The sequence below is a fragment of the Agrobacterium albertimagni AOL15 genome, assembly GCF_000300855.1.
Lineage (GTDB): Bacteria > Pseudomonadota > Alphaproteobacteria > Rhizobiales > Rhizobiaceae > Allorhizobium > Allorhizobium albertimagni.
Genome location: NZ_ALJF01000025.1, coordinates 18,607 through 43,072 on the forward strand (window position 1 = coordinate 18,607; position 24,466 = coordinate 43,072).

Here is a 24,466-nt window from a genome sequence, read left to right on the forward strand (position 1 = left end):
TCAGACGGGCAAGGCTTTGACGGCTGACATCAGATCGGCCTGCGCTTCGAGATTTTCGGCGGTCAGCTGCTTGATGCGCTCTCGATTGACGAGATAGGGGCCACCGTCGGCGGTGAAGGCACTTTTGAAACTGAAGGCGTCCGGACAAGGCCCCTGATCTGCCAGAAGCTCGAAGCGCCGCACTGCCTCGCTCCAGCCGGGTGTCTCTCCCGCCTTGACCCAGAAGAGCACCAAAGGCGGCCAGCCCTGTCGCTCGTTCCACTGACGCGCATGCTTCAGGGCATCCGCATGCACCCCTGCATAGGTGAAAGCGACAAGGCACTCGATATCGAGCCATAGCGAGAGTGACGACACACCGCTGTCTCGACCGATCTCCCTCAGAAAGCGTGGAAAAACCTGTTCGCCCCAGCTTTCAGGCCCTGGCTCACCCGCATAGCCCGAGCGACCGACAAAACCGGCCGCACGGCTTGCAGCCTCGAAGTTGAACGGTTCTCTGAGCGAAAATCCCTGCACAGACCCCGTAAGATAAGCCTCCGTATGGACGCCGAAATTATAGATCGCGAGATGATGCGAGGCGGTCGTCAATTCACGTCATCAGGCAGGACCGGCAGCGGCGCGATCTCGATCCCTTCCTCGATCAGCGATTTGACCTCGACGGGCGAGGCCTGGCCGATGATGCCGCGGGCTTCTGCCTCGCCATAGTGGATCTTGCGGGCTTCCTCGGGAAACTTCTCGCCGACATCCTCGCTGCTCGCGCGGATCTCCCGGATCGCCTCCTTGAGCTTGACGAAGGCCTGCTTCTGTACCTCGGAGACGGCAAGCGCCTGGGTCTCTTCCTTCTGACGGGCGGTCGAGACGGCCGGTGCCATCAGCACCTTGCCCACCTCGGCCGATCCGCAGACGGGGCAGGTCAGGTAACCCGAAGCCTTCTGCCGGTCGAATTCGGCACTCTCCGAAAACCACCCTTCGAATTCGTGGGCTTTTTCGCAGCACAGCGAATAGCGGATCAAACCGTAACGCCTCCCTTGGCGAGGACAGGCGCGATGTCGAGCGCAAAGTCGCGACCGTTCTTCAGGTTCGGGATCTTCGCCCGGCAAGCCTTCACGGCCTCGAGATCGATCTCGGCGACAACAACGTCCTCGCCCGTGCCACCGGCCGACGCCAGCACCTTGCCCCAGGGCCCGACGATCATCGAATGACCGAAGGTCTCGCGCCCATCTTCATGCACGCCCGCCTGGGCGGCCGAAATGACATAGGCACCGTTTTCGATCGCGCGGGCACGAAGCAGGATCTCCCAATGCGCCTCGCCGGTCTGCTTGGTAAAGGCGGCCGGCGTCGTCAGGATCTGCGCACCCGCCATGGCTTCCGCCCGGAAGAGATGCGGGAAGCGCACGTCGTAGCAGACGCCGAAGCCGAGCTTGGCAAATGGCAGATCGGCGACAACAGCCCTCTCGCCCGGCCGGTAGACCGCGCTTTCACGCCAGCTCTCGCCATTGTCGAGATCGACGTCGAACATGTGGATCTTGTCGTAGGAGGTGATCTTCTTGCCGTCAGGCCCGAACAGAAAGGCCCGGTTGGCGATCTTGCCGTCGGCCAGCTTGATCGCGGTCGAGCCGACATGCAGATGGATGCCAAGCTCCTTGGCGAGCTCCGACGCCTTTTTGACAATGAGATCGGTCTCTTCGTCGCGCAACACGGCGGCAAGACCGGCGCGATCCTTCTGCACCGCGCCCGTCATTTCCGGCGTCTGGACATAGATCGCCCCGCGGCGGGCAGCCTCGCGCACGAGCCGCGCCATGCTTTCGGCATTCTTCTCCGGATCGACCCCGGAGCACATCTGGACGGCGGCAGCCTTGAATACCATGACCAATCAGTCCTTAGTTTGCGAGAAGCGGATCGAGCTTGCCGGCCCGGTCGAGCGCATGCAGGTCATCACAGCCGCCGACATGCTGGCTGCCGATGAAGATCTGCGGGAAGGTGTTGCGGCCGGACTTGGCGATCATTTCCTCACGCAGTTCCGGCTTGCCTGTCGCGTCATGCTCGACATAGCCGACGCCCTTCTTATCGAGCAGCGCCTTGGCGCTGGCACAGTAGCCGCAGAATTGCCGTGTGTAGATCGTGACGTCAGCCATGAAGTTCTCCGCCGGAAAGCGTCGGGTAGACAGGGGTTTGGTCCCCTCATATAGGCCCGGCAAGTGCCCTTGCAAAGGTCAAAACAGTGACATCCTGAGCGCCTGCCTTTTTCAGGGCAGTCGTCGCCGCACTGACCGTCGCCCCCGTCGTGTAGACATCGTCGACCAGCACCAGACGCTTGCCGAAGACGTGATCCTGTCGTGCGTCCGGCACCTCGAAGGCACCGCGCACGTTGAGCGAACGCTGGTTCGCCGTCAGGCCCACCTGTTGCTGCGTGCGCTTCCGCCGCACCAGCACGTCCGCGAGAAAGGGTTTGCCCGATTGCCGCGCCAAATGCCGCGCCAGCTCCGCCGATTGGTTGAACATGCGCCGAAACATCCGCATTCGGTGCAGAGGCACGCAGACGATGGCGTCCGCGGCGGCAATTTCCGGAAAGGCTGCCCGCAGCATCCAACCGGCCATCATTGGCGCCAGATCCACCCGATCACGATACTTGAGATCATGCACCAGATGCCGTGCCACCCCCTCGTGGAGGGCGACCGAGCGCAGGCGATCGAAGACCGGCGGATGGGCGATCGCCTGTGGTGAAACCATCCCCTCACCCGGATCATGGGCGAACGGCAGACCGAGAACAGGGCAAAAGGGCTTGTCGATCAGCCGCATACCGCCCCAGCACGCGGCACAGAGCGCATGATGGCTGGCGACACGGGCATGGCAATGAGCACAGGCCGGTGGATAGATGAGATGAAACAGCCCGCGCAGCGCCGATCCGGCATGATGCCGGCTGACGGATGCGCTTTTCTGCACTAAATGAGCCCACATGCATCGACTTTACGCTCGCTCGGGCGTTCGGCCAATGCCGGAACAAGGCTGCAATCCAGGATTCCCGCCATGAACGAGATTTTCGACGAAGCCCTGATCGCCCGCAACCGTGCGCGTGCCATGGCCCGCAACGCGGCCGGCAGCGATTTTCTGCTGGAATTGGCCGCTCGCGAACTCGCCGACCGCCTGTCGCTGGTCGAGCGGCGTTTCGACGATGCGGTCGAACTCTTCGGCGGGACCGGGCTGACCGCAAGGGCGGCACTCGCAACCGGCAAGATCGGCGCTCTCAGGCGCATCGAAACCGATGCCAGTTTCGGCGAAGCGGAGAACCCGGTCACCGTCTCCGGTTACGAAAGCGTGCCGCTCGAGCCGCAATCGGTAAACCTTATTCTCTCGCCGCTCTCGCTGCACCTCACCAATGACACGCCCGGCATGCTGATCCAGATGCGCCGTGCGCTGAAACCCGACGGCCTGCTGCTTGCCGCCATGCCAGGTTCAGGAACGCTTTCCGAATTGCGCGAGGTTTTGCTGGCGGCCGAAACGGAGATCTATGGCGGTGCAAGCCCCCGCGTCATCCCCTTCGCCGACATAAGGGACATCGGCTCGCTCTTGCAGCGCGCGGGGTTTGCCCTTCCCGTCATCGACGAGGAAAGCTTCACCGTCCGCTATGATCACATCTTCGCGCTGATGCGGGACCTCAAGGCCATGGGCATGGCAAATCCGCTCTTGGGACGCAGCCGTCGCCCCGTCTCGCGCAAGTTTTTCCTTCGAGCAGCGGAACTCTATGCCGAACGATTCGCTGATCCGGATGGCCGCATCCGCGCCACCTTCTCGATCGTCTTCCTATCGGGATGGGCCCCGCATGAGAGCCAGCAGAAGCCGCTGAAGCCCGGTTCTGCAAAGATGCGCCTCGCCGATGCGCTCGATCCAGCGCGGCGACAAGATCAGCCCTGACGGCGATCGTTACTTGTTCGCTTCGGTAAAGTGGGTTTCGACAGTGTTGAACGTGCTGAGAAGCGAGCCCGTGAACGCGCTGTAACCGGAAAGCAGTGCCACGCTGATAATGGCGGCGATCAGACTGTATTCGACGGCGGTCGCGCCACGAAGGTCCGACATCAACTGGCGTAAAAGACGCATTCTCGCTCCTGACAGTCTGGATCCGAGATGGTTGCCCCCCGCCCCGGCCAATGGGAATTAGCAGCCGGGGCCTGAGCCATAGCCGTCGATGATGCAGACGGAACCCGGTGTCTTCTGAAGCACGCTGCGGCGGATCGTATACCGTTTGCCGCTCTCGTCCCTCGGGATCGACCCCGTGGTGATCATGTCGAACTCGTCAGGCTGGAAAGCCAGCGTCTTGCGGTCTGTCTTGGAGGCAAGCATGGGGGTCAAGACGAGCGAAAGGGCGATCGCAGCCGTGCCGAACAGCAAGGCGATATTCAAGACCCCGGTCCTGCCCGTTTTGATCGAAGACCGCTCTCGGGACCGTGCGGCCTTCCAGAAATCCTCGTTTACCATATTACGCTCCACACACGTATCCGACGCATGAACAGAGGGTATATTGCGGTAAGGGTTATAAACTTTTGATTAACGACGCGGCTTGGATCAGGCTTTTCTCAGAGAAGATCCTGAAGAACCGGAATGAGCGGCTCGTCCGCCGGCGGCATCGGATACTCGCGAAGCGCCTTGGCCTTCACCCACTTGATCGCCTGCCCTTCCCGCCCCTGCGGAATGCCCTCGTAGCGGCGGCAGATATAGAGCGGCATCAACAGGTGAAACGTCTCGTAGGTGTGGCTCGCAAAGGTGAGCGGTGCGAGGCAGGCCACCTTGGTCTTGATCCCGAGCTCCTCCTCGAGTTCACGCACCAGAGTTTCCTCGGGCGTCTCGCCGGCTTCGACTTTGCCGCCGGGAAATTCCCAGAGGCCCGCCAGAGACTTTCCCTCGGGACGCTGGGCAAGCAGGATGCGATTGTCGGTATCGACGAGTGCACAGGCCGCGACCAGCAGGATGGGCTTCTTCACATCGCTCATGCGGAGGCCTTCCGCCAATAGGCATAACGATAGGCTTCCTCGAAGCCCATCTTGGTGTAGAGCGTCATCGCTTCCGTGTTGTCGGCAACCACCTGCAGCCAAGCGGTCCGCGCACCACGCATCCGGGCCCAGCGCAGTGCCGAGCTCAGGATCTCGATGCCGAGCCCCTGTCGACGGTGATCGGGACGGACAGCGAGCGACATGATGCCTGCAAGATCATTGTCCTGCACGCATAGAGCCGCCGCCAGCGCCCCCTTGACGGCGTCCTCAATCACGAAGAGGCCAGACGCCGGCTTGATGTTTCCAAGGATCTCCGCCAGCGCCGCCTTCAAACCAGGATCGCTGCCATGCACCGCGATATCGGCATCGACATAGCGACCGACATCCTGGGTCGGCAGATGGTCCAGTGTATCCGGAAAAGTCATGCGCCCGAGATCGGCCGTCATGGTGACGACCTCCTCGAAGCATTCCCAGCCGTCGGAGGCCAGAAAGTCGATCAGAGGCCTCGGCGAAAGCGGGGTCTGCCGCACCAAAAGCGGTCGCCCATGCGCCTCGAAACGCTTGCCCGCCTTTTCGATCCGCAGCGCGATGTCGCGGCTATCGGAGGGATCGAGCGGCACGACGCAATTCAACCGCTTGCCGGGATGTCCTCCGGTCAGGCGCACCTGCCAGCTTCCGTCGAAAACGACGCTGCTCGCCGGCCAGGCTCTGAAACCGACGGCCTCAAGACGCCGCACCAGCGGCAGATTTGGATCACTTACCATTGCATGCATTCGGGCATCAGCTCCGATAATCGCCATTGATGGCGACATATTCCTTTGTCAGATCGCAGGTCCAGACCGTCGCCGTGCCCGACCCGAGACCGATGTCGACGGTCACGGGGATATCCTCGCGCTCCATCACGGCGGTGGTCGCCTCTTCCGAATAGGCCGGATCGCGCTCGCCATTCACGGCTACGCGCACATCGCCGAACCAGATTGCCAGCCGATCGCGATCGGCCATCTCGCCGGACTTGCCGACAGCCATGACGATACGGCCCCAATTGGCATCTTCGCCGGCAACGGCGGTCTTCACCAGCGGCGAATTGGCGATCGACAGCGCGATTTTCTTGGCTGCGAGATCGTTTTCGGCGCCCTTGACGGTGATCTCCACCATCTTGCGCGCACCTTCACCGTCGCGCACGACCTGCAGCGCCAGATCCTTGAGGAGATCGTTCAGCGCCGCCCGGAAATCGCCGAGACGGGCATCGTCCGCCCGCTCGACCTTCGCCTGGCCATCGGCCGATGCGGCACCGGTCGCAAGCAGCATCAGCGTATCCGAGGTGGATGTGTCGCTGTCGACGGTGATGGAATTGAAGCTTGGCTCGACGCCTTCAGACAGAAGGCCCTGGAGGGCTACGGGCGCGATATCCGCATCCGTGACCACGAAGGAGAGCATGGTCGCCATGTCAGGCGCGATCATGCCGGCACCCTTGGCAATGCCGTTGATGGTGACGGTCACGCCATCGATCACAGCACTGCGCGTCGCGACCTTCGGATAGGTATCCGTGGTCATGATCGCCTTGGCTGCCTCGAACCAGAAATCACCGGTCGCATCTGTCGCCATCTGGTCGAGCACGCCGGAAAACTTGGTCGCATCCAGCGGTTCGCCGATGACACCCGTCGACGCGAGATAGATCTCGTTCTCCCCGCAGCCCAGCGCCGCCGCTGCCGATTTCGCCGTAAGCTCGGTCGCGGCCCTGCCCTTCACGCCGGTAAAGGCATTGGCATTACCCGAATTGACGACGACGCCGCGCGCCACGCCATGCGCCAGATTCTGCCGGCAGAAATCGACCGGGGCCGATGGGCACTTCGACTTGGTGAAGACACCCGCCACCGAAGCCGGCTCATCAAAGGCCATCAACAGCACATCGGTGCGGTTCTTGTACTTGATGCCCGCAGCCGCGGTCGCCATCCGCACGCCGCGGATCTGAGGCATTTCGGCATAGGTTTTCGGAGCGAGGGGAGAAATGCTGGAAGACATGGCGCGGCCCGTAATGGAAGGCCCGCAAACTGCGGGCCTTGGAACAAACAACGATTGGGGAAGAGCTTACTGCTGCTCTGCCTTGTTGGCTTCTTCGTAGCCCTTGCGCAGGGCTTCGTCGACGATCTCGATCGTCTGCTCGGTCTTCGCCTTTTCGATCAGCTCGAGATACTTGTCGCGCATCACGAGCTGGCGAACCTGCTGCTCGACGGCTTCGAAGGCCGGCGGCGGAGCATCACGCTTGTCTTCGACAAGGATAACGTGGAAACCGAACTGGGTCTGAACCGGGGTCTTCGTGTAAGTGCCCTTTTCGAGCGCGAAAGCCACCTCTTCAAACTCGGGGACCATGCGGCCCTTGGTGAAATAGCCGAGGTCGCCACCTTCCGTCTTGTTCGGGTCGGTCGACTTTTCCTTGGCGATTTCGATGAAGTCCTTGCCGGCATCGAGATCGGTGATGATCTGCTTCGCCTCTTCCTCGGTCTTCACCAGGATGTGGCGGGCGCGCACTTCTTCCTGCTTCGGAAGCGCTGCGACCTCCTGGTCATAGCGTGCCTTCACTTCGTCTTCGGTCACGGCATCGACGACGTTCTTCTTGAAGAAAGCGTTGTGCAATTCGCGTTCGGCGATGAAGGCCATGCGGCGCTTGTATTCCGGATCGTCCTGCAGACCCTCCGCCGTCGCGTTTGCCGCGAGCAGCTTGACGTCGATGGCGCCGGAAAGGGCTGCGACCTTCTTCTGCTCGTCGGGAAGCTGCGACAGCTGCGGATCGAGGTTGGCGACTGCCAAGTCGAGTTCGGACTGGGTGATCTCGAGATCGCCGACCTTTGCGACGACAGTGGCGTCCTGAGCGAAAGCCGCACCGGTGAGGGCCGAGAGGGAAACGCAGGCGGCAAGCACGATTTTATTGAGGCGAAGCATGAAAGACCTTTCGGATGGTGAACCGTTTCAAGACCGTTCGAATCGGGCAAAATATTGTCAGATGCCCGGCGACCGAGGGGATTTGGCACCAGCCTGCGCCGTTGACATCATTCGACCCCCCTCTTATCTGTCACGCAACCTCGCGTCCAGAGTAGTTTCAGGACGCCTTGTGCCTATTCGTCCACGCTAATGGTGGTCTGAAGGGTACGTCAACGATATGACGAAGGTCAGAAAGGACCATCGATATGGTCAGTCTTGGTGGACTTGCGCGCAAAATCTTTGGCTCGTCGAACGAGCGCCGCGTGAAATCCTATAACCCTCGAGTAGCTCAGATCGCAGCCCTCGAAGAGAAGGTGAAGGCGCTGACCGACGAACAGCTCGCCGCCAAGACCGGCGAGTTCCGGGCAGAACTGGCCGCCGGCAAGACACTGGACGATATCTTGGTACCCGCCTTTGCCGTCGCCCGCGAAGGTGCCCGCCGTGCACTCGGCATGCGTCCCTTCGACGTTCAGCTGATCGGCGGCATGATCCTCAACGACAATTCCATTGCCGAAATGAAGACCGGCGAAGGCAAGACGCTGGTTGCGACGCTCGCCGTCTATCTCAACGCGCTCGCCGGCAAGGGCGTGCATGTCGTCACCGTCAACGACTACCTCGCCCGCCGCGACGCAGCCACCATGGCGAAGATGTACAGCTTCCTCGGCATGACCACCGGCGTCATCGTCCACGGCATGTCAGACGACGAGCGCCGTGCGGCCTATGCCTGCGACATCACCTATGCGACGAACAACGAGCTTGGCTTCGACTATCTGCGCGACAACATGAAGTATGAGCGCGGCCAGATGGTGCAGCGCGGCCACAACTTCGCGATCGTCGACGAAGTGGACTCGATCCTCGTCGACGAAGCCCGCACGCCTCTGATCATTTCCGGACCGCTCGACGATCGCTCCGATCTCTACAACACGATCGACGCCTTCATCCCGCTCCTGTCGGAAGAAGACTACGAGATCGACGAAAAGCAGCGCGCCGCCAACTTCTCGGAAGTCGGCACCGAGAAGCTCGAAAACCTGCTGCGGGACGCCGGTCTCCTGAAGGGCGAGAGCCTCTACGACGTCGAGAACGTCGCCATCGTTCACCACATCAATAACGCGCTGAAGGCCCACAAGCTCTTCCAGCGCGACAAGGACTACATCGTCCGCAACGACGAGATCGTCATCATTGACGAATTCACCGGCCGCATGATGCCGGGTCGCCGTTATTCGGAAGGCCAGCACCAGGCGCTCGAAGCCAAGGAAAAGGTGCAGATCCAGCCCGAGAACCAGACGCTCGCCTCGATCACCTTCCAGAACTATTTCCGCATGTACAAGAAGCTCGCCGGCATGACCGGTACGGCGGCAACCGAAGCGGAAGAATTCGCCAACATCTACGGTCTCGACGTCCTCGAAGTCCCGACCAACCTGCCGATCAAGCGTATCGACGAGGATGATGAGGTCTATCGGACCGTCGAGGAAAAGTTCAAGGCGATCATCGAAGAGATCAAGGCTGCCAACGAACGCAACCAACCGGTTCTCGTCGGCACCACCTCGATCGAAAAGTCCGAGCTTCTCGCCAACATGCTGAGCCAGTCCGGCTTCAAGGACTTCAAGGTCTTGAATGCCCGCTACCACGAGCAAGAAGCCTATATCGTATCGCAGGCCGGCGTTCCCGGTGCCGTCACGATCGCCACCAACATGGCCGGCCGCGGCACCGACATTCAGCTCGGCGGCAACCTCGAAATGCGCCTCGACCACGAACTGGCCGAAATGGAGCCGGGCGCAGAGCGCGACGCACGTGCCGAAGCGATCAAGGCTGAAATCGCAGCTCTCAAGCAGAAGGCCCTCGAAGCCGGCGGCCTCTACGTCATCGCCACCGAGCGCCATGAAAGCCGTCGTATCGACAACCAGCTGCGCGGCCGTTCCGGCCGTCAGGGCGACCCGGGCCGCTCGAAATTCTACCTGTCGCTCCAGGACGACCTGATGCGCATCTTCGGCTCTGACCGCATGGACAGCATGCTGCAGAAGCTCGGCCTGAAGGATGGTGAAGCGATCGTCCATCCCTGGATCAACAAGGCGCTCGAACGAGCCCAGAAGAAGGTCGAAGCCCGCAACTTCGACATCCGCAAGAACCTTCTGAAGTATGACGACGTCATCAACGACCAGCGCAAGGTGATCTTCGAGCAGCGCATCGAGCTGATGGATGCGACCGATGTCTCGGCGACCGTCACCGACATGCGCCACGAAGTCATCGAGACCATGGTCGGCATCCATGTCCCGCCGAACGCCTATGCCGAACAGTGGGATGTCGCCGGCCTGAAGCAGAAGGTCGCGACCACCCTCAACCTCGACCTGCCGATCGAGGCCTGGGCTGCCGAAGAAGGCATTGCCGAGGACGACATCTACAACCGCATCATGGAAGCCGCCGACAAGGCCTATGCCGACAAGGCAGAGCGCTTCGGCGCCGAGCTGATGACCTATGTCGAACGCTCCGTCGTGCTGCAGACCATCGACAACCTGTGGCGCGAACACATCGTCAACCTCGACCACCTGCGCTCGGTCGTCGGCTTCCGCGGCTACGCCCAGCGCGACCCGCTGCAGGAATACAAGGCCGAAGCCTTCGAACTCTTCCAGGCGCTGCTTGCCAATCTGCGCGATGCCGTGACCATGCAGATGTCGCGCGTCGAGCTGGTCCGCGAAACCCCGCCGGCTCCGACCCTGCCGCCGATGCAGGCCCACCACATCGACGCCACCACTGGCGAAGACGATGTCGGTGAAGGCTCGGCCGTTCCCGCCAGCGAGCGCGATCCCCAGGATCCGAAGACATGGGGTCCGATCGGCCGCAACGAGCCCTGCCCCTGCGGCTCCGGCAAGAAGTACAAGCACTGCCACGGCGCACTCGAAGCGTGACCGTGAGGGTTTGAGGCTTTTTCAACCTTTCGCCTTTAGCCTCTGACAAAAGGGGAACCGCGCCAAACGGCCCGGTTCCCCTTTTCCTTTGGAGGGCTTGATGTCGGCTGTGACAGCGCGGGAGCACCAGTGGGATTGGCTGCGCGCCTTCCTGATGCTCCTCGGCATCCCCTACCACGCCGCAATGGCCTACAACGCCCGCGTCCTCTGGGACATTCAATCGCCTGAAAAGAGCGAGATCCTGACCTTCCTGAGCGGCGTGCTCGTGACCTTTCGCATGCCCGCCTTCTTCATCGTGGCCGGATACTTCGCGGCCATGATGCTGGAGAGACGCAAGCCCGCATCGTGGCTTCGCGGCCGGATCATCCGCCTCGGAATCCCCTTCCTCACCGGGCTGGTGTTGCTCGCGCCGATCCAGATTGCCGTGATCGATCTCGAAACTGCCCTTACCGGCGCAATCTCGATGACCACGGCGCTCGATCAGGTCGGCGAGGATCTCATCCATCCCGGCGCCAACTGGATCATGCATCTCTGGTTCCTGCCGGCGCTCCTCGCCTATAGCGGGCTCTTGGTGCTGATCATGGCGGGACGCCGCTTCGGGCGTTTAGATCACGTCATCGAGCGCACCGAGGCGATCTGCCGGGCGCGCCCAGGGCTGACGCTCATGCTCCTGATCCTCGCGACCGCGGCATGGGAGATGATGATCCACCTCTCGCATCAGGACATGCTGGCGCGACCGGGTGCCCTTCCCTATCTCCTCGCCCATGGCATCGATCCCTATCTCCGCTACCTGCCCTTCTTCCTGATCGGCGCCGTCCTCAGGGCCTCGCCGGATATCCGTTGTGCTCTCGTCTGGACGAAGGGCTACGGCCTGCCTGCATTCGGCATCGCCGCCGCGATCCTCGCCGCAGCGCTGCGCGGGGTGGAAGCCGGCACTTGGGGCATCACCTACGACGCGTTCGACGGCGCGGCTGCCATCCTCCTGAGCGTCGTTCTCATCGGCATCGCCAAACGCTTCTGGAACCGTCCGGACCCGCGCATCGACCGCATCGTCGACGCCTCCTTCAGCATCTACCTGCTGCACCATCCCATCATCTACGCGCTTGCGGCACTCTTCATCCTGGCGGAATCGCCGCCGGTCGTGGAGTTCTTCCTGATCTGCCTCGCGACTTTCGCCTTGTCCTATGGCATCCACCGCCTGATCCGGCGCTCGCCCCTGGCGCTCTTCCTTTTCAACGGCGTGCGACCCGCCCTCAATTCGGGGAACACCGACCGGCCGGATAGGCGGCTGCCCACACTTCGTTAACCCTGATCTGTCATCACTGGTCACTCTATTCCGACCCAGCGAGAAGTATTGCGTCCGTACCGATGACTGTTCTGGAAGCAGCGGAAAAATGGTTGCCCGCGGGCCTGCGTCTCGTGCGCGCGCTGCGTGCTGAAGACGATACGGCCCGCGCCCAGCGCATGGCCGCGATCGCCTTTGCCGTCCGCATCGTCAGTGCCGCCATCGCCTTCGTGTCGCAGATCATTCAGGCCCGCCTGATGGGCGAGTTCGAATACGGCATTTTCGTCTTCGTCTGGGTTTTGGTCGTTCTCGCCGGCAATTTCTCCTGCCTCGGCTTCCACACCGCCGTCATTCGCTTCCTTCCGCAATACGACCAGGACAAGGCCGATGCCGAGATCCGCGGCTTGACCTCCACGGCACGCCTCTTTGCCATGACGAGCGCGAGCATCCTGGCACTCGGCGGCATCGCGGCCCTGCATTTCTTCGGAAACAGCATCGAGCACTATTACCTCGTCCCCCTCTTTCTCGCCGTCTTCGCCCTGCCGATGATCGCGCTTGGCGACGTGCTTGACGGCACGGCCCGGGCCAATCGCTGGGCCCTGCTCGGCTTGAGCCCCACCTATATCGTCCGTCCGACCCTGATCCTGGCCATCATGCTTCTGGCCGTCAGCGGCGGTGCGCCCGCAACCGCTGTCACCGCTATGCAGGCAGCGCTCGCCGCAACCTATCTGACGACACTCGGACAGTTCTTGCTGGTCGACCGCCGCCTGGTGAACCGCTACGCGCGTGGCGATCGCAAGATCGATTTTGCCGGCTGGTTCAAGGTCGCCCTGCCGATATTCTTCATCGAAGGCTTCGGCTTTCTGCTGACCAATTCGGATGTCATCGTCGTCGGCCTCTATCTGCCGCCGGACCAGGTCGCCGTCTATTTTGCCGCCGCCAAGACCATGGCGCTCATGCAGTTTGTCTTCTTCGCGGTAAAGGCCGGCGCGACGCCGCGTTTTTCCAGCCTGATGGCCGAAGGTGACCGCCGGGGACTGAGCAGCTTTGCGGGCACGGCCGCGCGCTGGAGTTTCTGGCCCTCACTGGCCGTCGGCATCGTCGTCCTGATGCTCGGGGATCTGCTGCTCGGTCTCTTCGGCTCCGCCTTCACCGCCGGTTACATGCTGATGGTGATCCTCTTTGCCGGCAACATGGCAAAGGCGCTTGTCGGTCCGGCCGAAATGCTCCTGACCATGGCCGGGCGACAGCAGCTCTGCGTCGCCGTCTATGCGGTGGCGCTCACCTGCAATATCGGCCTCAACATCACACTGATCCCCGCCTGGGGCCTGGCCGGCGCGGCAACCGCGACCGCCACGGCCATGGCCGTCGAAGCCGTGCTCCTGCACATCGCGGTCCGCCGCGCACTCGGCATCGTCGTCTTCGCCTTTGCCGATCCGCATGCCCTGACGCCCCGCACGGAGGCCGTCCGCCCATGACCGACAGCATCTACGACGAGAGCATGAACAGCGGCGCCAACCGCCTGGTCGGCAGCCTTGCCGGTGCCCGTGTGAAGCCCGTGGCGGAAACGGAGGTCGCGACCGGCCGCGCCGGCCGCCGGCTGAGCATCTATCCGAGCCAGATGGGCTACGAGCTCCAGGACGAACTCGACTACCTGACCTACCGGGTCATGGAAGCCAATGTCTTCTTCGCCCCGCGCTTCCTCGCCCCGGCGATGCCGCGGCTGGAGGAGCGCCAGGTCCGTTTTGCCGTCATCCGTGACGAGGACGATCGCCGCTCGCGCCTGCGTCTCCTCTTTCCCTTCTCGATCGAAAAGCCCGGCTTCTCCGTCGGCCCCTCGATCATTCGTGTCTGGGCCAATCCCTTCGGGCCGCTCGGCACGCCTCTGGTCGATGCCGAAGGGGCGGCGGAGACGATCGACAACATGCTCGACGCTCTCGCCCATGCCGAAGCGCGGCTTCCCGGCGTACTCGTCATTCCGGATCTGCGGCTCGACGGACGTTTCGCCCAGCTCGCCCGTGCCGTGGCGCTTGCCCGTGACCTGCCTCTGACCATCACCAACGAATACCAGCGCCCCATGCTGGAGAGCCAGCTGGACGGACCAGCCTATCTGCAGTCGACGCTCAGCAAGAGCCACCTGCGCGAGATGCGACGTCAGGCAAAGCTGCTCTCCGCCCAGGGAACGCTAAGCTACAACGTCGCCCGCCAGCCGGAAGAGATCCGTCTGCGGATGGAAGAGTTTCTGGCGCTGGAAGCCAGCGGCTGGAAGGGGCGCAAGCGCTCCGCCATGGTCAACGATCGTCTGCGTGCGGCCTTCGCCCGCGAGGCCATCACCAATCTTGCCGAAGCCGATGCCGTGCGTATCCACACGCTCGACCTCGATGGCCGGGCGATCGCCTCCATGGTCGTCTTCATCATGGCCGGCGAGGCCTATACCTGGAAGACCGCCTATGACGAGCGCTATGCGAGGTTCTCGCCCGGCAAGCTGTTGATGGCGGATCTCACCGAATGGCATCTCGACGATGCCAACATCGAGCGCACCGACAGCTGTGCGGCCCCCGACCACCCGATCATGAGCCGCTTCTGGACGGAGCGCGAGGCCATGGGCACCCTGGTGATCGGCCTGAAAACCAATGCCGACCGTGACGTGCGCCAGGTCGGTGCACAGCTGCACATGTATCGCAACACGCGCAACATCGCCCGCATCCTGCGCGACAAGGTGCTGAACCGCCGCTTTGGCGGCTGAAAGCGGGTTGAGCGGCGAGCAAGCGCAGAGGCTCAGCTCGCCTTGGCGATTTCCTGATCCCGCAAGAGCCGGCGGATCACCTTGCCGCTGGTCGTCAGCGGAAGCTCGGTGACGAATTCTACCTCGCGCGGATATTCGTGCATCGACAACCGGTTCTTCACCCAGTCGCGAATTTCGGCCGACAGCGCTGGCTGCGCCGTATATCCGTCCTGCAGCACGACGAAGGCCTTGACGATCTCCGTCCGCAGCACATCCGGCTTGCCGATGACGGCTGCGAGCCGCACCGCCGGATGCCCGATCAGGCAGTCCTCGATCTCGGCCGGCCCGATGCGATAGCCAGACGAGGTGATCACATCGTCGTCACGGCCGAAGAACTGCACATAGCCCTCTTCGTCCTGCCGTCCGAGATCGCCGGTCTTCATCCAGTCGCCGACGAACTTTTCCGCCGTCGCCTTATCGTTGTTCCAGTATCCCAGGAACATCACCGGATCCGGACGTTTGATCGCCACCTGCCCGGTTTCGCCGGCCGGCAATTCCCGCCCCTCGGCATCGATGATCGCCACCTCATGGCCCGGCACGGCCTTGCCGATGAAACCGCCCTTGGAGATCCCGAGATGGGCCGCCGAGGACAGCACGAAATTGCATTCCGTCTGGCCGTAGAACTCGTTGGGCACGATGCCGAGCGCCGTCTTCACCCATTCATAGGTCTCGCGCCCGAGCGATTCTCCGGCTGACCCGATGCTGCGCAGCACGAGATCATAGGCCTCGCGGGGCTTCTCGACCGACTTCAGCAGCCGAAGCGCCGTCGGCGGAATGAAGGCATTGCGCACCTTCATCTCTGCCATGATCCGGAAGGCCATATGCGGATCGAATTTCTGCGCCGGTGAGGACACGACCGGCACACCGAGCATCAGCGCCGGCAAAAGCGCATTGAGCAGCCCGCCGGCCCAGGCCCAGTCGGAGGGTGTCCAGATCTTGTCGTCAGGCTGCGGCAGAAAGTCATGCGCCAACTGGAAGCCGGGGATGTGACCGGCCAGCACGCGATGTCCGTGCAGCGCACCCTTGGGCGGCCCCGTCGTACCCGAGGTGTAGATCATCAACGCGGGCGTATCGGGACCGCTCTCGACAATGTCGAACATGCCGGACCGGCCCTCGATCATTGAACGGAAACCGATGACATCGGGACCGGGACCATCGACCGAGATCACCGTCTGCAGCGCCGGCAGACGGGCCTTGATGGCTTTGAGCCTCTGCAGGCCGAAACTGTTGGTGACGATCACGCGGGCGCCGGCATCCCTGAGCCGGTATTCCAGCGCCTCTTCGCCAAAGAGCAGTGCAAGCGGCAGCGTAATCGCACCCATCTTGTAGATCGCGACATGCGCAATGAACGTTTCAAAGCATTGCGGCATGAGAAGCGCCACACGGTCACCCCTGAAGACGCCAAGCTCGGTCAAGGCCTCGGCCAGTGCCGAGGACTGCGACGAGAGTTCGCCATAGGTCATCGAAAGATGCCGGCCATCGGGCGAGAAGTGCTGAAGGCACACGCGCTCGGGATGCTTCGCCGCCCAGTCGTCGGCGACCACGCGCCCGATGTTAAAATCGTTAGGAATTTTCCAGCGGAATTCGCGGCGCAGGGCCTCGAAGGTCTCGCGCGGCTCAAGCAGCATGGCTGAGTGTCCGGATCGTCATGTTGTCAGTGCTAACATTCATCTCGCAAGTGCACAACAAGCGGCACACATTAGCGTGAACGACCGGCAAACGGGAGAAGGCGACAGGCTGGGCAATAGGCGAGGAACCGGCAAGAGGCGATGACATCAGCTCTCCAAAGGCAGAGCAACGCCCCTCCATGCGCGCGAACTGCCTTGAAAGATCAGCCCTTGGCTTGGGCGCCCTCTGCGCGCATCAAGGCAACCAGCGCCTTGAGCTCGCCGGCACGTACCATCTGCGCCGGCGTGCGCCCGGCAAAAGCCTCGAGCTTCTGGCTGCGATACCACTTCTCTGCCGCCTCCTTCGCGCCGAGCCGCTTCATCGCAAGCGTCAGAACCAGCGTCTTTGCATCGGCAGCCGACACGGTACCGGCCTCGATAGCTGCATCGATACGGGCGATCTGCGTCTGGACAGACTGCTGCCGAAGCTTCTGGCGCATGGCCGCAACCTGCGGCGCAACCGGTGCCACGATGTTGATCTTCTGCTTGCCATCAACAGGAGCGGCAGGCGACGCGGCCAGGGATGCAGCCGCCTGCGGCTTGCCTTTGCCCTTGGCGGCAACGAGCTGCGCCGGCACCTTCGGCAACAGGCCGGCATCCACCACCACCTGCTGGACAGGTTGCGCCATACGGATCTTCTTCCCGGTGTTGCTCATGCCTTCTGCCTTTTTGAGATTGTGGTGCCCCATGCCGGAATCGAACCAGCACTCCTTTCGGAACTCGATTTTGAGTCGAGCGCGTCTACCAGTTCCGCCAATGGGGCACATGAGCGTCGGATGGACAGCGCCGGACTATACGAGCCGGGGTGTTTCGGTCAACGCCTTTTTCGAGCATCACTTCACGCAATCGTTCACTGCTTGCGTCCGACGGCGCGGCGGCACCATTTACAGGCGGCCATGCGCACCCTAGAACGCCGTGAACCATCTACCCACGGAAGTCTCAATGCTGCGTCGTATGTATGATTGGACGATGTCGCTCGCCGGCACGCGCCACGCCGATCGGGCCCTAGCTGGCGTGTCCTTCGTCGAAAGCTCTTTCTTTCCGATTCCGCCGGACGTTCTGCTCATTCCCATGGTCATCAGGCGCCGGGACCACTGGTTCAGGCTGGCACTCCTCTGCACGCTCGCGTCCGTCCTCGGTGCATTCCTCGGTTATGCCATCGGCATGTTCCTGTTCGAGGCGATCGGACGCCCCATCCTCGCCTTCTACGGCAAGGAGGACGCCTTCGAACAGGTGGCGGGCTGGTACAACACCTGGGGTGGCTGGGGTGTGCTCTTTGCCGCGATCACACCTTTCCCCTACAAGGTCCTGACGATCTTCTCCGGGGCAACGGGGCTGAACTTCCTCGTCTTCACCATTGTCAGCATCATTGGCCGTGCGTTCCGTTTCTTCCTCGTCGCCTTCCTGCTGAAGCTCTATGGCGAACCCATTCGCCTCTTCATCGAGAAATATCTCGGTCTTCTTTTTACCCTTTTCATGCTGCTGCTGATCGGCGGCTTCTACCTCGTGAAATTCGCCTTGTGAGAGTGCTGCAGATGAATTCGATCCTGACACCCCTGAAGTCCGACGGCGCGCTCGCCGCCTTGCTCACCTTCGGCATGGCGCTCGTTGTGGGCTCTGCCCTCGGCTTCGAGCATATCGGCGGCTATATCCCCTGCGCGCTCTGCCTGATGCAGCGCAATCCCTACTACATCGGCATCGGTGTCGGCATCCTGGCCGTCCTTTCTGCCGTCTTCCGCCTGCCGCCTGTTGTCACCAAGGTCTTGCTGGTCGCAATTGCGCTTTTGATGCTTACCGGCATGGGCCTCGGCATCTATCACTCGGGCGTCGAATGGGGATTCTGGGAAGGTCCATCAAGCTGCACCATCGGCGCCACGGGCGGGGATACCCCGGTCAATGTGCTGGAAGCCTTGAACACCACCAAGGCGCCGTCCTGCACGGATGCGACGCTTCGCGTTCTTGGCCTGTCCTTCGCCGGCTGGAATGTGCTCACGAGTGCGGCCCTTGCAGCTCTCGCGCTCTGGGGCGTCTTCCGCAAGCCAGCCGTCTGAGGTCGTTTCGGCGGCGCGATCGCGCCGCCCCAACTCGATTGGATCCACGCCCTACGGCTGCAATTCCGTATCCCAGTAGAGATAGTCCATCCAGCTTTCGTGCAGGTAGTTCGGCGGGAAAAGCCGGCCGTTGTTGTGCAGGTCCTGCACCGTCGGCCGGTAGGGAGCCTGGTGCGGATGCATGCCGGCCTGCTTGGGGAGCTTCGATCCCTTGCGCAGATTACACGGCGAGCAGGCCGCGACGACATTCTCCCAGGTCGTCTCGCCGCCATGGGCGCGCGGGATGACATGGTCGAAGGTCAGGTCTTCGGGCGAACCGCAATACTGGCATTCGAACTTGTCGCGCAGGAAGACGTTGAAGCGGGTGAAGGCCGGGTTCCGGGTCGGTTGAACATAGGTCTTGAGGCTGACCACGCTTGGCAGTCGCATCGAGAAACTCGGCGAGCAGACGGAGTGTTCATACTCGGCGATGATGTTCACACGGTCGAGGAAGACCGCCTTGATCGCGTCCTGCCAGGACCAGAGCGACAAGGGATAATAACTCAGTGGCCGGTAGTCGGCATTCAGGACGAGCGCCGGCAGGGCCTGGGGAGAAACTGCAATCGTCAAGGGGTACTCCTGATCGATTCGGCATCTGCCCTTCTATATTAGGTCCGTTGTTACAGCATTGTGAAGCCTGAATCTTTGAGACGCATTGCGACCTCTCGGCGCGCCCTTCAACGGGGCAAAGCGGTGCGGCCGGTGATCAGGGCATAATGCGCCCAAAACAGCCGTGCAGCGACCGATCGGACGGGTGCCCAGGCTTCTGCCAACTCCGCCACGAGCTCGGGAGCTGGCCGTTCTCCGGCAAAGAAAACATCGCCAACGGAGATCCTGAGTGCCACGTCGCCGACCGGGAAGATGTCCGGATGGCCGCCGCAGAACATCAGATAGACCTCGGCCGTCCAGGGGCCGATGCCCTTGAGACCGGTCAGCGCTGCCATTGCGGTCTCGGCCGGCATTTCCGCCAGTTCATCGAGCCGGAAGGGTCCACCGAGATCGGCCTTGGCGGCCTCTTCGAGTGCCTGGGCCTTGCCACGCGACAGGCCGAAGGTGCCGATCAGTTCGGGACCGAGCGCCAGATAATCCTCCGCCAGCGGCCTGTTTCCCAAGACCGCCGTCATCCGCCGCCAGATCGCATCGGCGCTGGCCCTCGACACCATCTGCGAGACGATGATCGAGGCAAGCCCCGCAAAGCCCGGTGGCGACAGGCGAAGCGGCAGCGGCCCGCAGGCGTCTGCGATCGGACAGAGCCGGGGATCGCATGTCAGCAAAAGGGAAAGCCCCGCAGCGAGATCGGCCTCGCATCGGATCGTCGTCAAACCCGTCCCCTTTTCCTCATTCCACTCTCATGCGAAGGAAAAGCATGACCGAACGCGATCGTCAAACCACCGGACACAATGCCCCCGTCTTTCGTTTCGCACCGAGCCCCAACGGCCGGCTGCATCTCGGCCACGCACTGTCTGCTCTGTTGAACGCCGATATGGCCGAAAAAACGGGTGGGCGCCTTCTGCTGCGAATCGAGGATATCGATCTGACGCGCTGCACGCCCGAGCTTGAACAGGCGGTCATCGACGATCTCATCTGGCTCGGAATTCCCTTCGATCGACCCGTCCGCCGCCAGTCGGAACACTTTCCGCTTTACCGCGAAGCCCTCGACCGCCTGAAGGCCATGGGGCTGGTCTATCCCGCATTTCTCACGCGTGGCGAGGTGAAAGCCCGTGTCTCGGCCTTCGAGCGCGAAGGCGGCCTCTGGCCCCGGGACCCGGACGGCGCACCGCTCTATCCGACCGAGGAGCGCATGCTGTCCGAGACCGAGCGGGCCGAAAGGCTGGCCACAGTCGAACGCTACGCCTGGCGGCTCGACATCGACAAGGCACAACGTCTGCTTGGGGGACCTGTGACCTGGCAGGAAACCGGCGACGGGCCGACAGGGGAGATCGAAGCGGATCCGGCCGCCTGGGGGGATGTCGTGCTCTGGCGATCCGATGCGCCGGCAAGTTACCACCTCGCCGTCACTGTGGATGACGCAGCCCAGGGCGTCACCCACGTGGTGCGCGGCCTCGACCTCTTCCATGCGACCTCAATCCATCGCCTGCTGCAGACCCTGCTCGGCCTGCCCGCGCCCCTCTACCATCATCACCGGTTGATCCTTGGGCCCGATGGCCGCAAGCTCTCCAAGAGCCTCGGCGACACGGCCTTGTCGGCGCTCAGAACGGAGGGCAAGACGCCGTCAGATATTCGCGCCATGGTCGGGATTTGAGATCCCGCCTTCCGGCAGGGTCTTGACCGGCACCACCCGGAATTTCATCAGCGCCGCGTTGAATTCTGCGCCGATGATGAAGATCGCGCCGACCATGTAGAGAAAGACCAGCACGATCATGATCGAGGCGAGACCGGCATAGGTCGCGGCGTAATTCGCGAAAGCGGCAAGGTAATAGGCAAACAGAAGCGCGCCGACGAGCCAGAGCGCCAGCGTGAGAAGCACGCCAGGCAAGACGTCGATCAGCCGCCGCCGCCCGGCCGGCAGGCCGAGATGGAAGACCACCAGCGCCAGGACCAGGAAAAGAACCGTTCCGTAGACCCGCCAGTTGGCAACGGTCGCGAGAAAATCCTTGAGGAAGGGGAAGAGGTTTTCCGCATAGGCGAGCGCCACGGGGACGGCAACAAGCAGCGCGCTGATGGCCGCCAGCACGACGACGGCGGCGAGCACGAAACCAAGGCTCACCAGACGGGTCACGTACCACGGCCGCGTCTCGGGTACGCGATAGGCACGGTTGAGCGAGACGCGCAGTGCCTCCACCCCGTTCGAGGCGAAATAGGCGGCTGCCAGCACCGAAATCGTCAGCAGCCCGCCGCGCGGTATGGTCAGCACCTGCACCACTTGGTCGGACAACGGTTTGGCGATGGTCTCCGGCCAGGTGTCGAAGATCAGATGCACCGCCGTCTCGGCGAACTGGTCGGCGCCGAGGAAACTCGCAAGCGCCGTGCCGAAGATCAGGAATGGAAAAAGCGCAAGAATTGCCGACAGCGCGACATGGCTCGCCATCGCCCAGCCATCGTCCTCGGTGAAATGCCAGAACGCGTCAAAGCCGACCTTGTAGAGCATACGCAGGAAAGTCGGCATCCAGTCTCCTCAAGAACGCGGGGCACGATTGCAGGCTCGGGCCGAATATGGGAAACCCATCGCCGTTTGCAAAGCAATAACGAGGTTATCCCCGTGAAGAGCATCATCGTCACCGGTTGTTCCTCCGGCATCGGCGCCTATTGTGCCGAGGCCCTGAAGCGCGACGGCTGGCGGGTCTTTGCGACGGTGCGCAAGCCGGAAGACTTGGGCCCGCTCGAGGCGAAGGGCATTGAGGCCCTGCTCATGGATTACACCGATCAAGCCAGCATCGAAGCCCTTGTCGCCACGGTCTTCGAGCGCACCGGCGGCCGGCTCGATGCCCTCTTCAACAATGGCGCCTATGGCCAGGCGGGCGCCGTGGAAGATCTGCCGACGGAAGCGCTGAGGGACCAGTTCGAAACGAATCTTTTCGGTTGGCACGATCTGACCCGCCGTGTCATCCCGGCAATGCGGGCGCAAGGAGAGGGCCGCATCGTGCAATGCTCTTCCATCCTCGGCATCGTGCCCTATCGCTGGCGCGGCGCCTATACGGCCTCGAAGTTTGCGCTGGAAGGTTTGTCGCTGACGCTTCGCATGGAGCTCCAAGGCTCCGGCGTGCAGGTGAGCCTGATCGAGCCCGGCCCGATTGAAAGCCGCTTCACCGCCAATGCGCTCCATCACATCCGCCGCGTAATCGACCTTGAAAACTCCGTGCATGCCGAGGACTACCGCCGGCAGTTGGCGCGACTCGATGGCACAGGCCCCGTCAACCGGCACAAACTGGGGCCGGAAGCCGTATACAAAGTCCTCATCCACGCCTTGACCGCCCGGCGTGCCCGCCCACATTATCTCGTAACCAAGCCGGCGAAACAGGGGGCCCTGATCAAGCGCTGGCTGCCGGCCGACCTCTTCTATCGACTGATGCGCTCGCTGGACTGACCGGCGACGAACAAAGGCACATCCCACGTTATGTCCACATTCACCTATGTCCTCGCCATCATCGTCATGGGGCTTGTTGCCCTTGTCCTCTTGCGAGGCCTCTTCAACATGCTGAAGGGCGGCGACGGCAATACCTCGAACAAGCTGATGCAGGCCCGTATCGTGCTGCAGGCGATCGCGATCGCGCTGATCATGCTGACACTCTGGCTGACGGGCGGGGGACGCTGAACCCATGGTCAAGCTCAACAAGATCTACACCCGCACCGGCGATGACGGCACCACGGCACTGGTCACCGGCCCGCGCCGCCTGAAGCACGACCTGCGCGTCGATGCCTATGGCACGATCGACGAGACCAATTCGGCAATCGGGATCGCACGGCTGCACACGGCAGATATGCCTGAGCTCGATGCCATGCTGATGCGCATCCAGAACGACCTCTTCGACCTCGGCGCCGATCTGGCAGCCCCCGAAACCGGGGAAGTGCTCTCCTACGAACCGCTGCGCGTCATCGAAGCGCAGGTCGACCGGATCGAGAAGGAGATCGACCAGCTGAATGCCGATCTCGACCCGCTCAAATCCTTCATCCTCCCCGGCGGCACCCCCGCCGCCGCCTATCTGCATCTCGCCCGCACCACCTCGCGCCGGGCCGAACGCATCATGGTCGAGCTCTCCCGCTTCGACGGCGAGGACGTCGGCGAACCCGCGCTGAAATATGTGAACCGGCTGTCGGACTTTCTGTTCGTGGCGGCACGGCATGCCAATGACGGCGGCAAGGCGGATATTTTGTGGGTGCCGGGGAAGAATAGGTAGGCAGTGAATCCCCCTCTCCCCCTTGTGGGAGAGGTTACAAAATCGAGGGTTTAGCCCGATCAGGGCTAAACCTCAGATTTTGTTGGTGAGGGGATCGGTGCTGCGGGCATTGTCCCCAAATCACTCTTCATGGCGGGGGCCGTTCTCTCTTGCTAACTGCACTGATCCCCTCACCAGGAAAATCTGAAGTTTAGGCGGCTTGCGCTCGCCTAAGCCTTCGATTTTCCGTCCTCCCCCACACGGGGGGAGGTGGGCTCCGCATTTTCGGCACGATCCCTCATGCTGAGGTGCCCGCGTGAAGCGCGGGCCTCGAAGCATCCTGCGCTGGTGGCCTGGCCCTTCGAGGCCCGACTGGGTCGGGCACCTCAGGGTGAGGGGAAATCTAGTGCTGTCAAAAACCCCAAGCTTCGCCTCCGGTCGGGATTGCTCCCTCCGGGTTGCTTGAAACTTGTCTCGGACGAGGCGCCAGAAGCAACCTGTCTAAGTAGTTTTATGTGGCTCCTTCCGGCGCCTCGTTCGGCGTTTTTTCCCGCTGCATGCGTCTCTCTGGCAAGGCGGCGACGGTCCTCGTAATCCTCGGGTTTGACCCGAGGACCGAGGATGACCGGGCGCGGGTCCGGCTTGGCAGTCACCTCCTTGCGGAATGTCTGCCAAAGCCTGGCCGGTGGCCCGGGAGGTTCCCGCCGGATGGTGCACCATTCCGACCGGGACCCTCGCCCGGGGGATGAAGCCCTGGTCATTCGCGACCGACCATCATCCCCGCCGTTTTATCCGCCCCGCCGTCTGGTGATGTTCGCGACGGCGTGGGCGCCTTGTCTGTGTGCCTCTGAGGCACGTCCTTCCGATCGGGGTATCCGGTGAAGAGGCATCCGACCCCTTAACCTTCGTTACCAGCCCCTCGTCCGGAGGGAGACCGTTG

Annotated in this window: 27 protein-coding genes and 1 tRNA gene; 11 read left to right on the forward strand and 17 right to left on the reverse strand. The window is 62.5% G+C overall.

Features of this window, described 5'->3' with window-relative positions; all coding sequences use genetic code 11:
• The 5 genes from QWE_RS23780 to QWE_RS23800 are packed head-to-tail and all read right to left on the reverse strand — an operon-like array spanning nt 1 to nt 2,955.
• Entirely contained in the window at nt 1-585 is a 585-nt protein-coding gene (locus tag QWE_RS23780) for a DUF3291 domain-containing protein (RefSeq protein WP_006728739.1), read from the reverse strand.
• Nucleotides 582-1,010 (reverse strand): DUF1178 family protein, encoded by a 429-nt coding sequence (locus QWE_RS23785; protein WP_006728740.1) that lies wholly within the window; start codon nt 1,008-1,010, stop codon nt 582-584. Before QWE_RS23785 ends, QWE_RS23780 begins: the two co-directional genes overlap by 4 nt.
• On the reverse strand, nt 1,007-1,864 hold the full coding sequence (locus QWE_RS23790; protein ID WP_006728741.1) for a carbon-nitrogen hydrolase family protein: 858 nt from the start codon (nt 1,862-1,864) through the stop codon (nt 1,007-1,009). The genes QWE_RS23785 and QWE_RS23790 overlap by 4 nt, the downstream gene beginning before the upstream one ends.
• Before the next feature lie 13 nt (nt 1,865-1,877).
• Nucleotides 1,878-2,132 (reverse strand): glutaredoxin 3, encoded by a 255-nt coding sequence (gene grxC / locus QWE_RS23795; RefSeq protein WP_006728742.1) that lies wholly within the window; start codon nt 2,130-2,132, stop codon nt 1,878-1,880.
• Between the two features lie 46 nt (nt 2,133-2,178).
• Nucleotides 2,179-2,955, reverse strand: a complete 777-nt coding sequence (locus QWE_RS23800; protein WP_083872999.1) for a ComF family protein — start codon at nt 2,953-2,955, stop codon at nt 2,179-2,181.
• A 69-nt stretch (nt 2,956-3,024) separates the two neighbouring features.
• Between QWE_RS23800 and QWE_RS23805 the strand changes: the two genes are divergently transcribed.
• The gene (locus QWE_RS23805; protein WP_006728744.1) at nt 3,025-3,909 is read left to right on the forward strand and encodes a methyltransferase domain-containing protein; all 885 of its coding nucleotides are present in this window, start codon (nt 3,025-3,027) and stop codon (nt 3,907-3,909) included.
• Between the two features lie 9 nt (nt 3,910-3,918).
• On the opposite strand, the gene QWE_RS23810 is transcribed toward QWE_RS23805, so the two are convergent.
• The 6 genes from QWE_RS23810 to QWE_RS23835 all read right to left on the reverse strand — a co-directional run bounded on the left by QWE_RS23810 (nt 3,919) and on the right by QWE_RS23835 (nt 7,922).
• The gene (locus QWE_RS23810; RefSeq protein WP_006728745.1) at nt 3,919-4,092 is read right to left on the reverse strand and encodes a Flp family type IVb pilin; all 174 of its coding nucleotides are present in this window, start codon (nt 4,090-4,092) and stop codon (nt 3,919-3,921) included.
• Between the two features lie 57 nt (nt 4,093-4,149).
• Nucleotides 4,150-4,470: a hypothetical protein gene (locus QWE_RS23815; protein WP_006728746.1), complete on the reverse strand. Its 321-nt coding sequence runs from the start codon at nt 4,468-4,470 to the stop codon at nt 4,150-4,152.
• Nucleotides 4,471-4,568: 98 nt separating this feature from the next.
• Nucleotides 4,569-4,982 (reverse strand): 8-oxo-dGTP diphosphatase MutT, encoded by a 414-nt coding sequence (gene mutT, locus QWE_RS23820; RefSeq protein WP_006728747.1) that lies wholly within the window; start codon nt 4,980-4,982, stop codon nt 4,569-4,571.
• Complete coding sequence (locus QWE_RS23825) at nt 4,979-5,782, reverse strand: GNAT family N-acetyltransferase (RefSeq protein WP_006728748.1); 804 nt, start codon at nt 5,780-5,782, stop codon at nt 4,979-4,981. Before QWE_RS23825 ends, mutT begins: the two co-directional genes overlap by 4 nt.
• On the reverse strand, nt 5,763-7,004 hold the full coding sequence (gene argJ / locus QWE_RS23830; protein WP_006728749.1) for a bifunctional glutamate N-acetyltransferase/amino-acid acetyltransferase ArgJ: 1,242 nt from the start codon (nt 7,002-7,004) through the stop codon (nt 5,763-5,765). Before argJ ends, QWE_RS23825 begins: the two co-directional genes overlap by 20 nt.
• A gap of 66 nt (nt 7,005-7,070) precedes the next feature.
• On the reverse strand, nt 7,071-7,922 hold the full coding sequence (locus tag QWE_RS23835) for a peptidylprolyl isomerase (protein ID WP_006728750.1): 852 nt from the start codon (nt 7,920-7,922) through the stop codon (nt 7,071-7,073).
• Between the two features lie 245 nt (nt 7,923-8,167).
• Here QWE_RS23835 and secA point away from each other — a divergent pair, with 245 nt between their 5' ends.
• From secA to QWE_RS23855, 4 genes are all read left to right on the forward strand, one after another.
• Complete coding sequence (gene secA, locus QWE_RS23840) at nt 8,168-10,864, forward strand: preprotein translocase subunit SecA (protein WP_006728751.1); 2,697 nt, start codon at nt 8,168-8,170, stop codon at nt 10,862-10,864.
• A 100-nt stretch (nt 10,865-10,964) separates the two neighbouring features.
• Nucleotides 10,965-12,170: an acyltransferase family protein gene (locus QWE_RS23845; protein WP_006728752.1), complete on the forward strand. Its 1,206-nt coding sequence runs from the start codon at nt 10,965-10,967 to the stop codon at nt 12,168-12,170.
• A gap of 62 nt (nt 12,171-12,232) precedes the next feature.
• Nucleotides 12,233-13,627, forward strand: coding sequence for a lipopolysaccharide biosynthesis protein (locus tag QWE_RS23850; RefSeq protein ID WP_006728753.1), 1,395 nt, complete (start codon nt 12,233-12,235; stop codon nt 13,625-13,627).
• The gene (locus tag QWE_RS23855; protein ID WP_006728754.1) at nt 13,624-14,895 is read left to right on the forward strand and encodes a GNAT family N-acetyltransferase; all 1,272 of its coding nucleotides are present in this window, start codon (nt 13,624-13,626) and stop codon (nt 14,893-14,895) included. The genes QWE_RS23850 and QWE_RS23855 overlap by 4 nt, the downstream gene beginning before the upstream one ends.
• Nucleotides 14,896-14,927: 32 nt before the next feature.
• Here QWE_RS23855 and QWE_RS23860 read toward each other — a convergent pair whose 3' ends face one another.
• From QWE_RS23860 to QWE_RS23870, 3 genes are all read right to left on the reverse strand, one after another.
• Nucleotides 14,928-16,562, reverse strand: coding sequence for an AMP-binding protein (locus QWE_RS23860; RefSeq protein ID WP_006728755.1), 1,635 nt, complete (start codon nt 16,560-16,562; stop codon nt 14,928-14,930).
• A 203-nt stretch (nt 16,563-16,765) separates the two neighbouring features.
• Nucleotides 16,766-17,257 carry a hypothetical protein gene (locus QWE_RS24915; RefSeq protein WP_157790757.1) on the reverse strand — a complete coding sequence of 164 codons (492 nt, stop codon included), beginning with the start codon at nt 17,255-17,257 and terminating at the stop codon, nt 16,766-16,768.
• 22 nt (nt 17,258-17,279) lie between these two features.
• A tRNA-Leu gene (locus QWE_RS23870) sits at nt 17,280-17,364 on the reverse strand.
• A gap of 179 nt (nt 17,365-17,543) precedes the next feature.
• On the opposite strand from QWE_RS23870, the gene QWE_RS23875 reads away from it, so the two are divergent.
• Both QWE_RS23875 and QWE_RS23880 read left to right on the forward strand, forming a co-directional pair.
• Nucleotides 17,544-18,125 (forward strand): YqaA family protein, encoded by a 582-nt coding sequence (locus tag QWE_RS23875; protein ID WP_040300934.1) that lies wholly within the window; start codon nt 17,544-17,546, stop codon nt 18,123-18,125.
• An 11-nt stretch (nt 18,126-18,136) separates the two neighbouring features.
• Nucleotides 18,137-18,652, forward strand: a complete 516-nt coding sequence (locus tag QWE_RS23880) for a disulfide bond formation protein B (RefSeq protein ID WP_006728758.1) — start codon at nt 18,137-18,139, stop codon at nt 18,650-18,652.
• Nucleotides 18,653-18,703: 51 nt separating this feature from the next.
• Here QWE_RS23880 and QWE_RS23885 read toward each other — a convergent pair whose 3' ends face one another.
• Together QWE_RS23885 and QWE_RS23890 are read right to left on the reverse strand one after the other, a co-directional pair.
• Nucleotides 18,704-19,261, reverse strand: coding sequence for an HNH endonuclease (locus QWE_RS23885; protein ID WP_006728759.1), 558 nt, complete (start codon nt 19,259-19,261; stop codon nt 18,704-18,706).
• Between the two features lie 107 nt (nt 19,262-19,368).
• Nucleotides 19,369-20,013, reverse strand: coding sequence for a DNA-3-methyladenine glycosylase family protein (locus QWE_RS23890; RefSeq protein ID WP_006728760.1), 645 nt, complete (start codon nt 20,011-20,013; stop codon nt 19,369-19,371).
• 44 nt (nt 20,014-20,057) lie between these two features.
• Between QWE_RS23890 and gluQRS the strand changes: the two genes are divergently transcribed.
• Nucleotides 20,058-20,954, forward strand: coding sequence for a tRNA glutamyl-Q(34) synthetase GluQRS (gluQRS, locus tag QWE_RS23895; protein ID WP_006728761.1), 897 nt, complete (start codon nt 20,058-20,060; stop codon nt 20,952-20,954).
• Here gluQRS and QWE_RS23900 read toward each other — a convergent pair.
• On the reverse strand, nt 20,925-21,818 hold the full coding sequence (locus tag QWE_RS23900; RefSeq protein WP_006728762.1) for a YihY/virulence factor BrkB family protein: 894 nt from the start codon (nt 21,816-21,818) through the stop codon (nt 20,925-20,927). The genes gluQRS and QWE_RS23900 overlap by 30 nt on opposite strands.
• A gap of 93 nt (nt 21,819-21,911) precedes the next feature.
• Between QWE_RS23900 and QWE_RS23905 the strand changes: the two genes are divergently transcribed.
• Genes QWE_RS23905 through QWE_RS23915 form a run of 3 tightly spaced genes read left to right on the forward strand, consistent with a single transcriptional unit; the run spans nt 21,912 to nt 23,547 of the window.
• The gene (locus tag QWE_RS23905; protein WP_006728763.1) at nt 21,912-22,736 is read left to right on the forward strand and encodes an SDR family oxidoreductase; all 825 of its coding nucleotides are present in this window, start codon (nt 21,912-21,914) and stop codon (nt 22,734-22,736) included.
• A gap of 30 nt (nt 22,737-22,766) precedes the next feature.
• Nucleotides 22,767-22,964 carry a twin transmembrane helix small protein gene (locus QWE_RS23910; protein WP_006728764.1) on the forward strand — a complete coding sequence of 66 codons (198 nt, stop codon included), beginning with the start codon at nt 22,767-22,769 and terminating at the stop codon, nt 22,962-22,964.
• 4 nt (nt 22,965-22,968) lie between these two features.
• Nucleotides 22,969-23,547, forward strand: coding sequence for a cob(I)yrinic acid a,c-diamide adenosyltransferase (locus tag QWE_RS23915; RefSeq protein ID WP_006728765.1), 579 nt, complete (start codon nt 22,969-22,971; stop codon nt 23,545-23,547).
• Nucleotides 23,548-24,466 lie beyond the last annotated feature (919 nt).

What these genes read in the sequence shown, in the direction of transcription:
- QWE_RS23790 (WP_006728741.1), bottom strand. Translation starts at nt 1,864, where the DNA reads ATGGTATTCAAGGCTGCCGCCGTCCAGATGTGCTCCGGGGTCGATCCG.
- grxC (WP_006728742.1), bottom strand. Translation starts at nt 2,132, where the DNA reads ATGGCTGACGTCACGATCTACACACGGCAATTCTGCGGCTACTGTGCC.
- QWE_RS23800 (WP_083872999.1), bottom strand. Translation starts at nt 2,955, where the DNA reads ATGTGGGCTCATTTAGTGCAGAAAAGCGCATCCGTCAGCCGGCATCAT.
- QWE_RS23805 (WP_006728744.1), top strand. Translation starts at nt 3,025, where the DNA reads ATGAACGAGATTTTCGACGAAGCCCTGATCGCCCGCAACCGTGCGCGT.
- QWE_RS23810 (WP_006728745.1), bottom strand. Translation starts at nt 4,092, where the DNA reads ATGCGTCTTTTACGCCAGTTGATGTCGGACCTTCGTGGCGCGACCGCC.
- QWE_RS23815 (WP_006728746.1), bottom strand. Translation starts at nt 4,470, where the DNA reads ATGGTAAACGAGGATTTCTGGAAGGCCGCACGGTCCCGAGAGCGGTCT.
- mutT (WP_006728747.1), bottom strand. Translation starts at nt 4,982, where the DNA reads ATGAGCGATGTGAAGAAGCCCATCCTGCTGGTCGCGGCCTGTGCACTC.
- QWE_RS23825 (WP_006728748.1), bottom strand. Translation starts at nt 5,782, where the DNA reads ATGGCGATTATCGGAGCTGATGCCCGAATGCATGCAATGGTAAGTGAT.
- argJ (WP_006728749.1), bottom strand. Translation starts at nt 7,004, where the DNA reads ATGTCTTCCAGCATTTCTCCCCTCGCTCCGAAAACCTATGCCGAAATG.
- QWE_RS23835 (WP_006728750.1), bottom strand. Translation starts at nt 7,922, where the DNA reads ATGCTTCGCCTCAATAAAATCGTGCTTGCCGCCTGCGTTTCCCTCTCG.
- secA (WP_006728751.1), top strand. Translation starts at nt 8,168, where the DNA reads ATGGTCAGTCTTGGTGGACTTGCGCGCAAAATCTTTGGCTCGTCGAAC.
- QWE_RS23845 (WP_006728752.1), top strand. Translation starts at nt 10,965, where the DNA reads ATGTCGGCTGTGACAGCGCGGGAGCACCAGTGGGATTGGCTGCGCGCC.
- QWE_RS23850 (WP_006728753.1), top strand. Translation starts at nt 12,233, where the DNA reads ATGACTGTTCTGGAAGCAGCGGAAAAATGGTTGCCCGCGGGCCTGCGT.
- QWE_RS23855 (WP_006728754.1), top strand. Translation starts at nt 13,624, where the DNA reads ATGACCGACAGCATCTACGACGAGAGCATGAACAGCGGCGCCAACCGC.
- QWE_RS23860 (WP_006728755.1), bottom strand. Translation starts at nt 16,562, where the DNA reads ATGCTGCTTGAGCCGCGCGAGACCTTCGAGGCCCTGCGCCGCGAATTC.
- QWE_RS24915 (WP_157790757.1), bottom strand. Translation starts at nt 17,257, where the DNA reads ATGAGCAACACCGGGAAGAAGATCCGTATGGCGCAACCTGTCCAGCAG.
- QWE_RS23875 (WP_040300934.1), top strand. Translation starts at nt 17,544, where the DNA reads ATGCTGCGTCGTATGTATGATTGGACGATGTCGCTCGCCGGCACGCGC.
- QWE_RS23880 (WP_006728758.1), top strand. Translation starts at nt 18,137, where the DNA reads ATGAATTCGATCCTGACACCCCTGAAGTCCGACGGCGCGCTCGCCGCC.
- gluQRS (WP_006728761.1), top strand. Translation starts at nt 20,058, where the DNA reads ATGACCGAACGCGATCGTCAAACCACCGGACACAATGCCCCCGTCTTT.
- QWE_RS23900 (WP_006728762.1), bottom strand. Translation starts at nt 21,818, where the DNA reads ATGCCGACTTTCCTGCGTATGCTCTACAAGGTCGGCTTTGACGCGTTC.
- QWE_RS23910 (WP_006728764.1), top strand. Translation starts at nt 22,767, where the DNA reads ATGTCCACATTCACCTATGTCCTCGCCATCATCGTCATGGGGCTTGTT.
- QWE_RS23915 (WP_006728765.1), top strand. Translation starts at nt 22,969, where the DNA reads ATGGTCAAGCTCAACAAGATCTACACCCGCACCGGCGATGACGGCACC.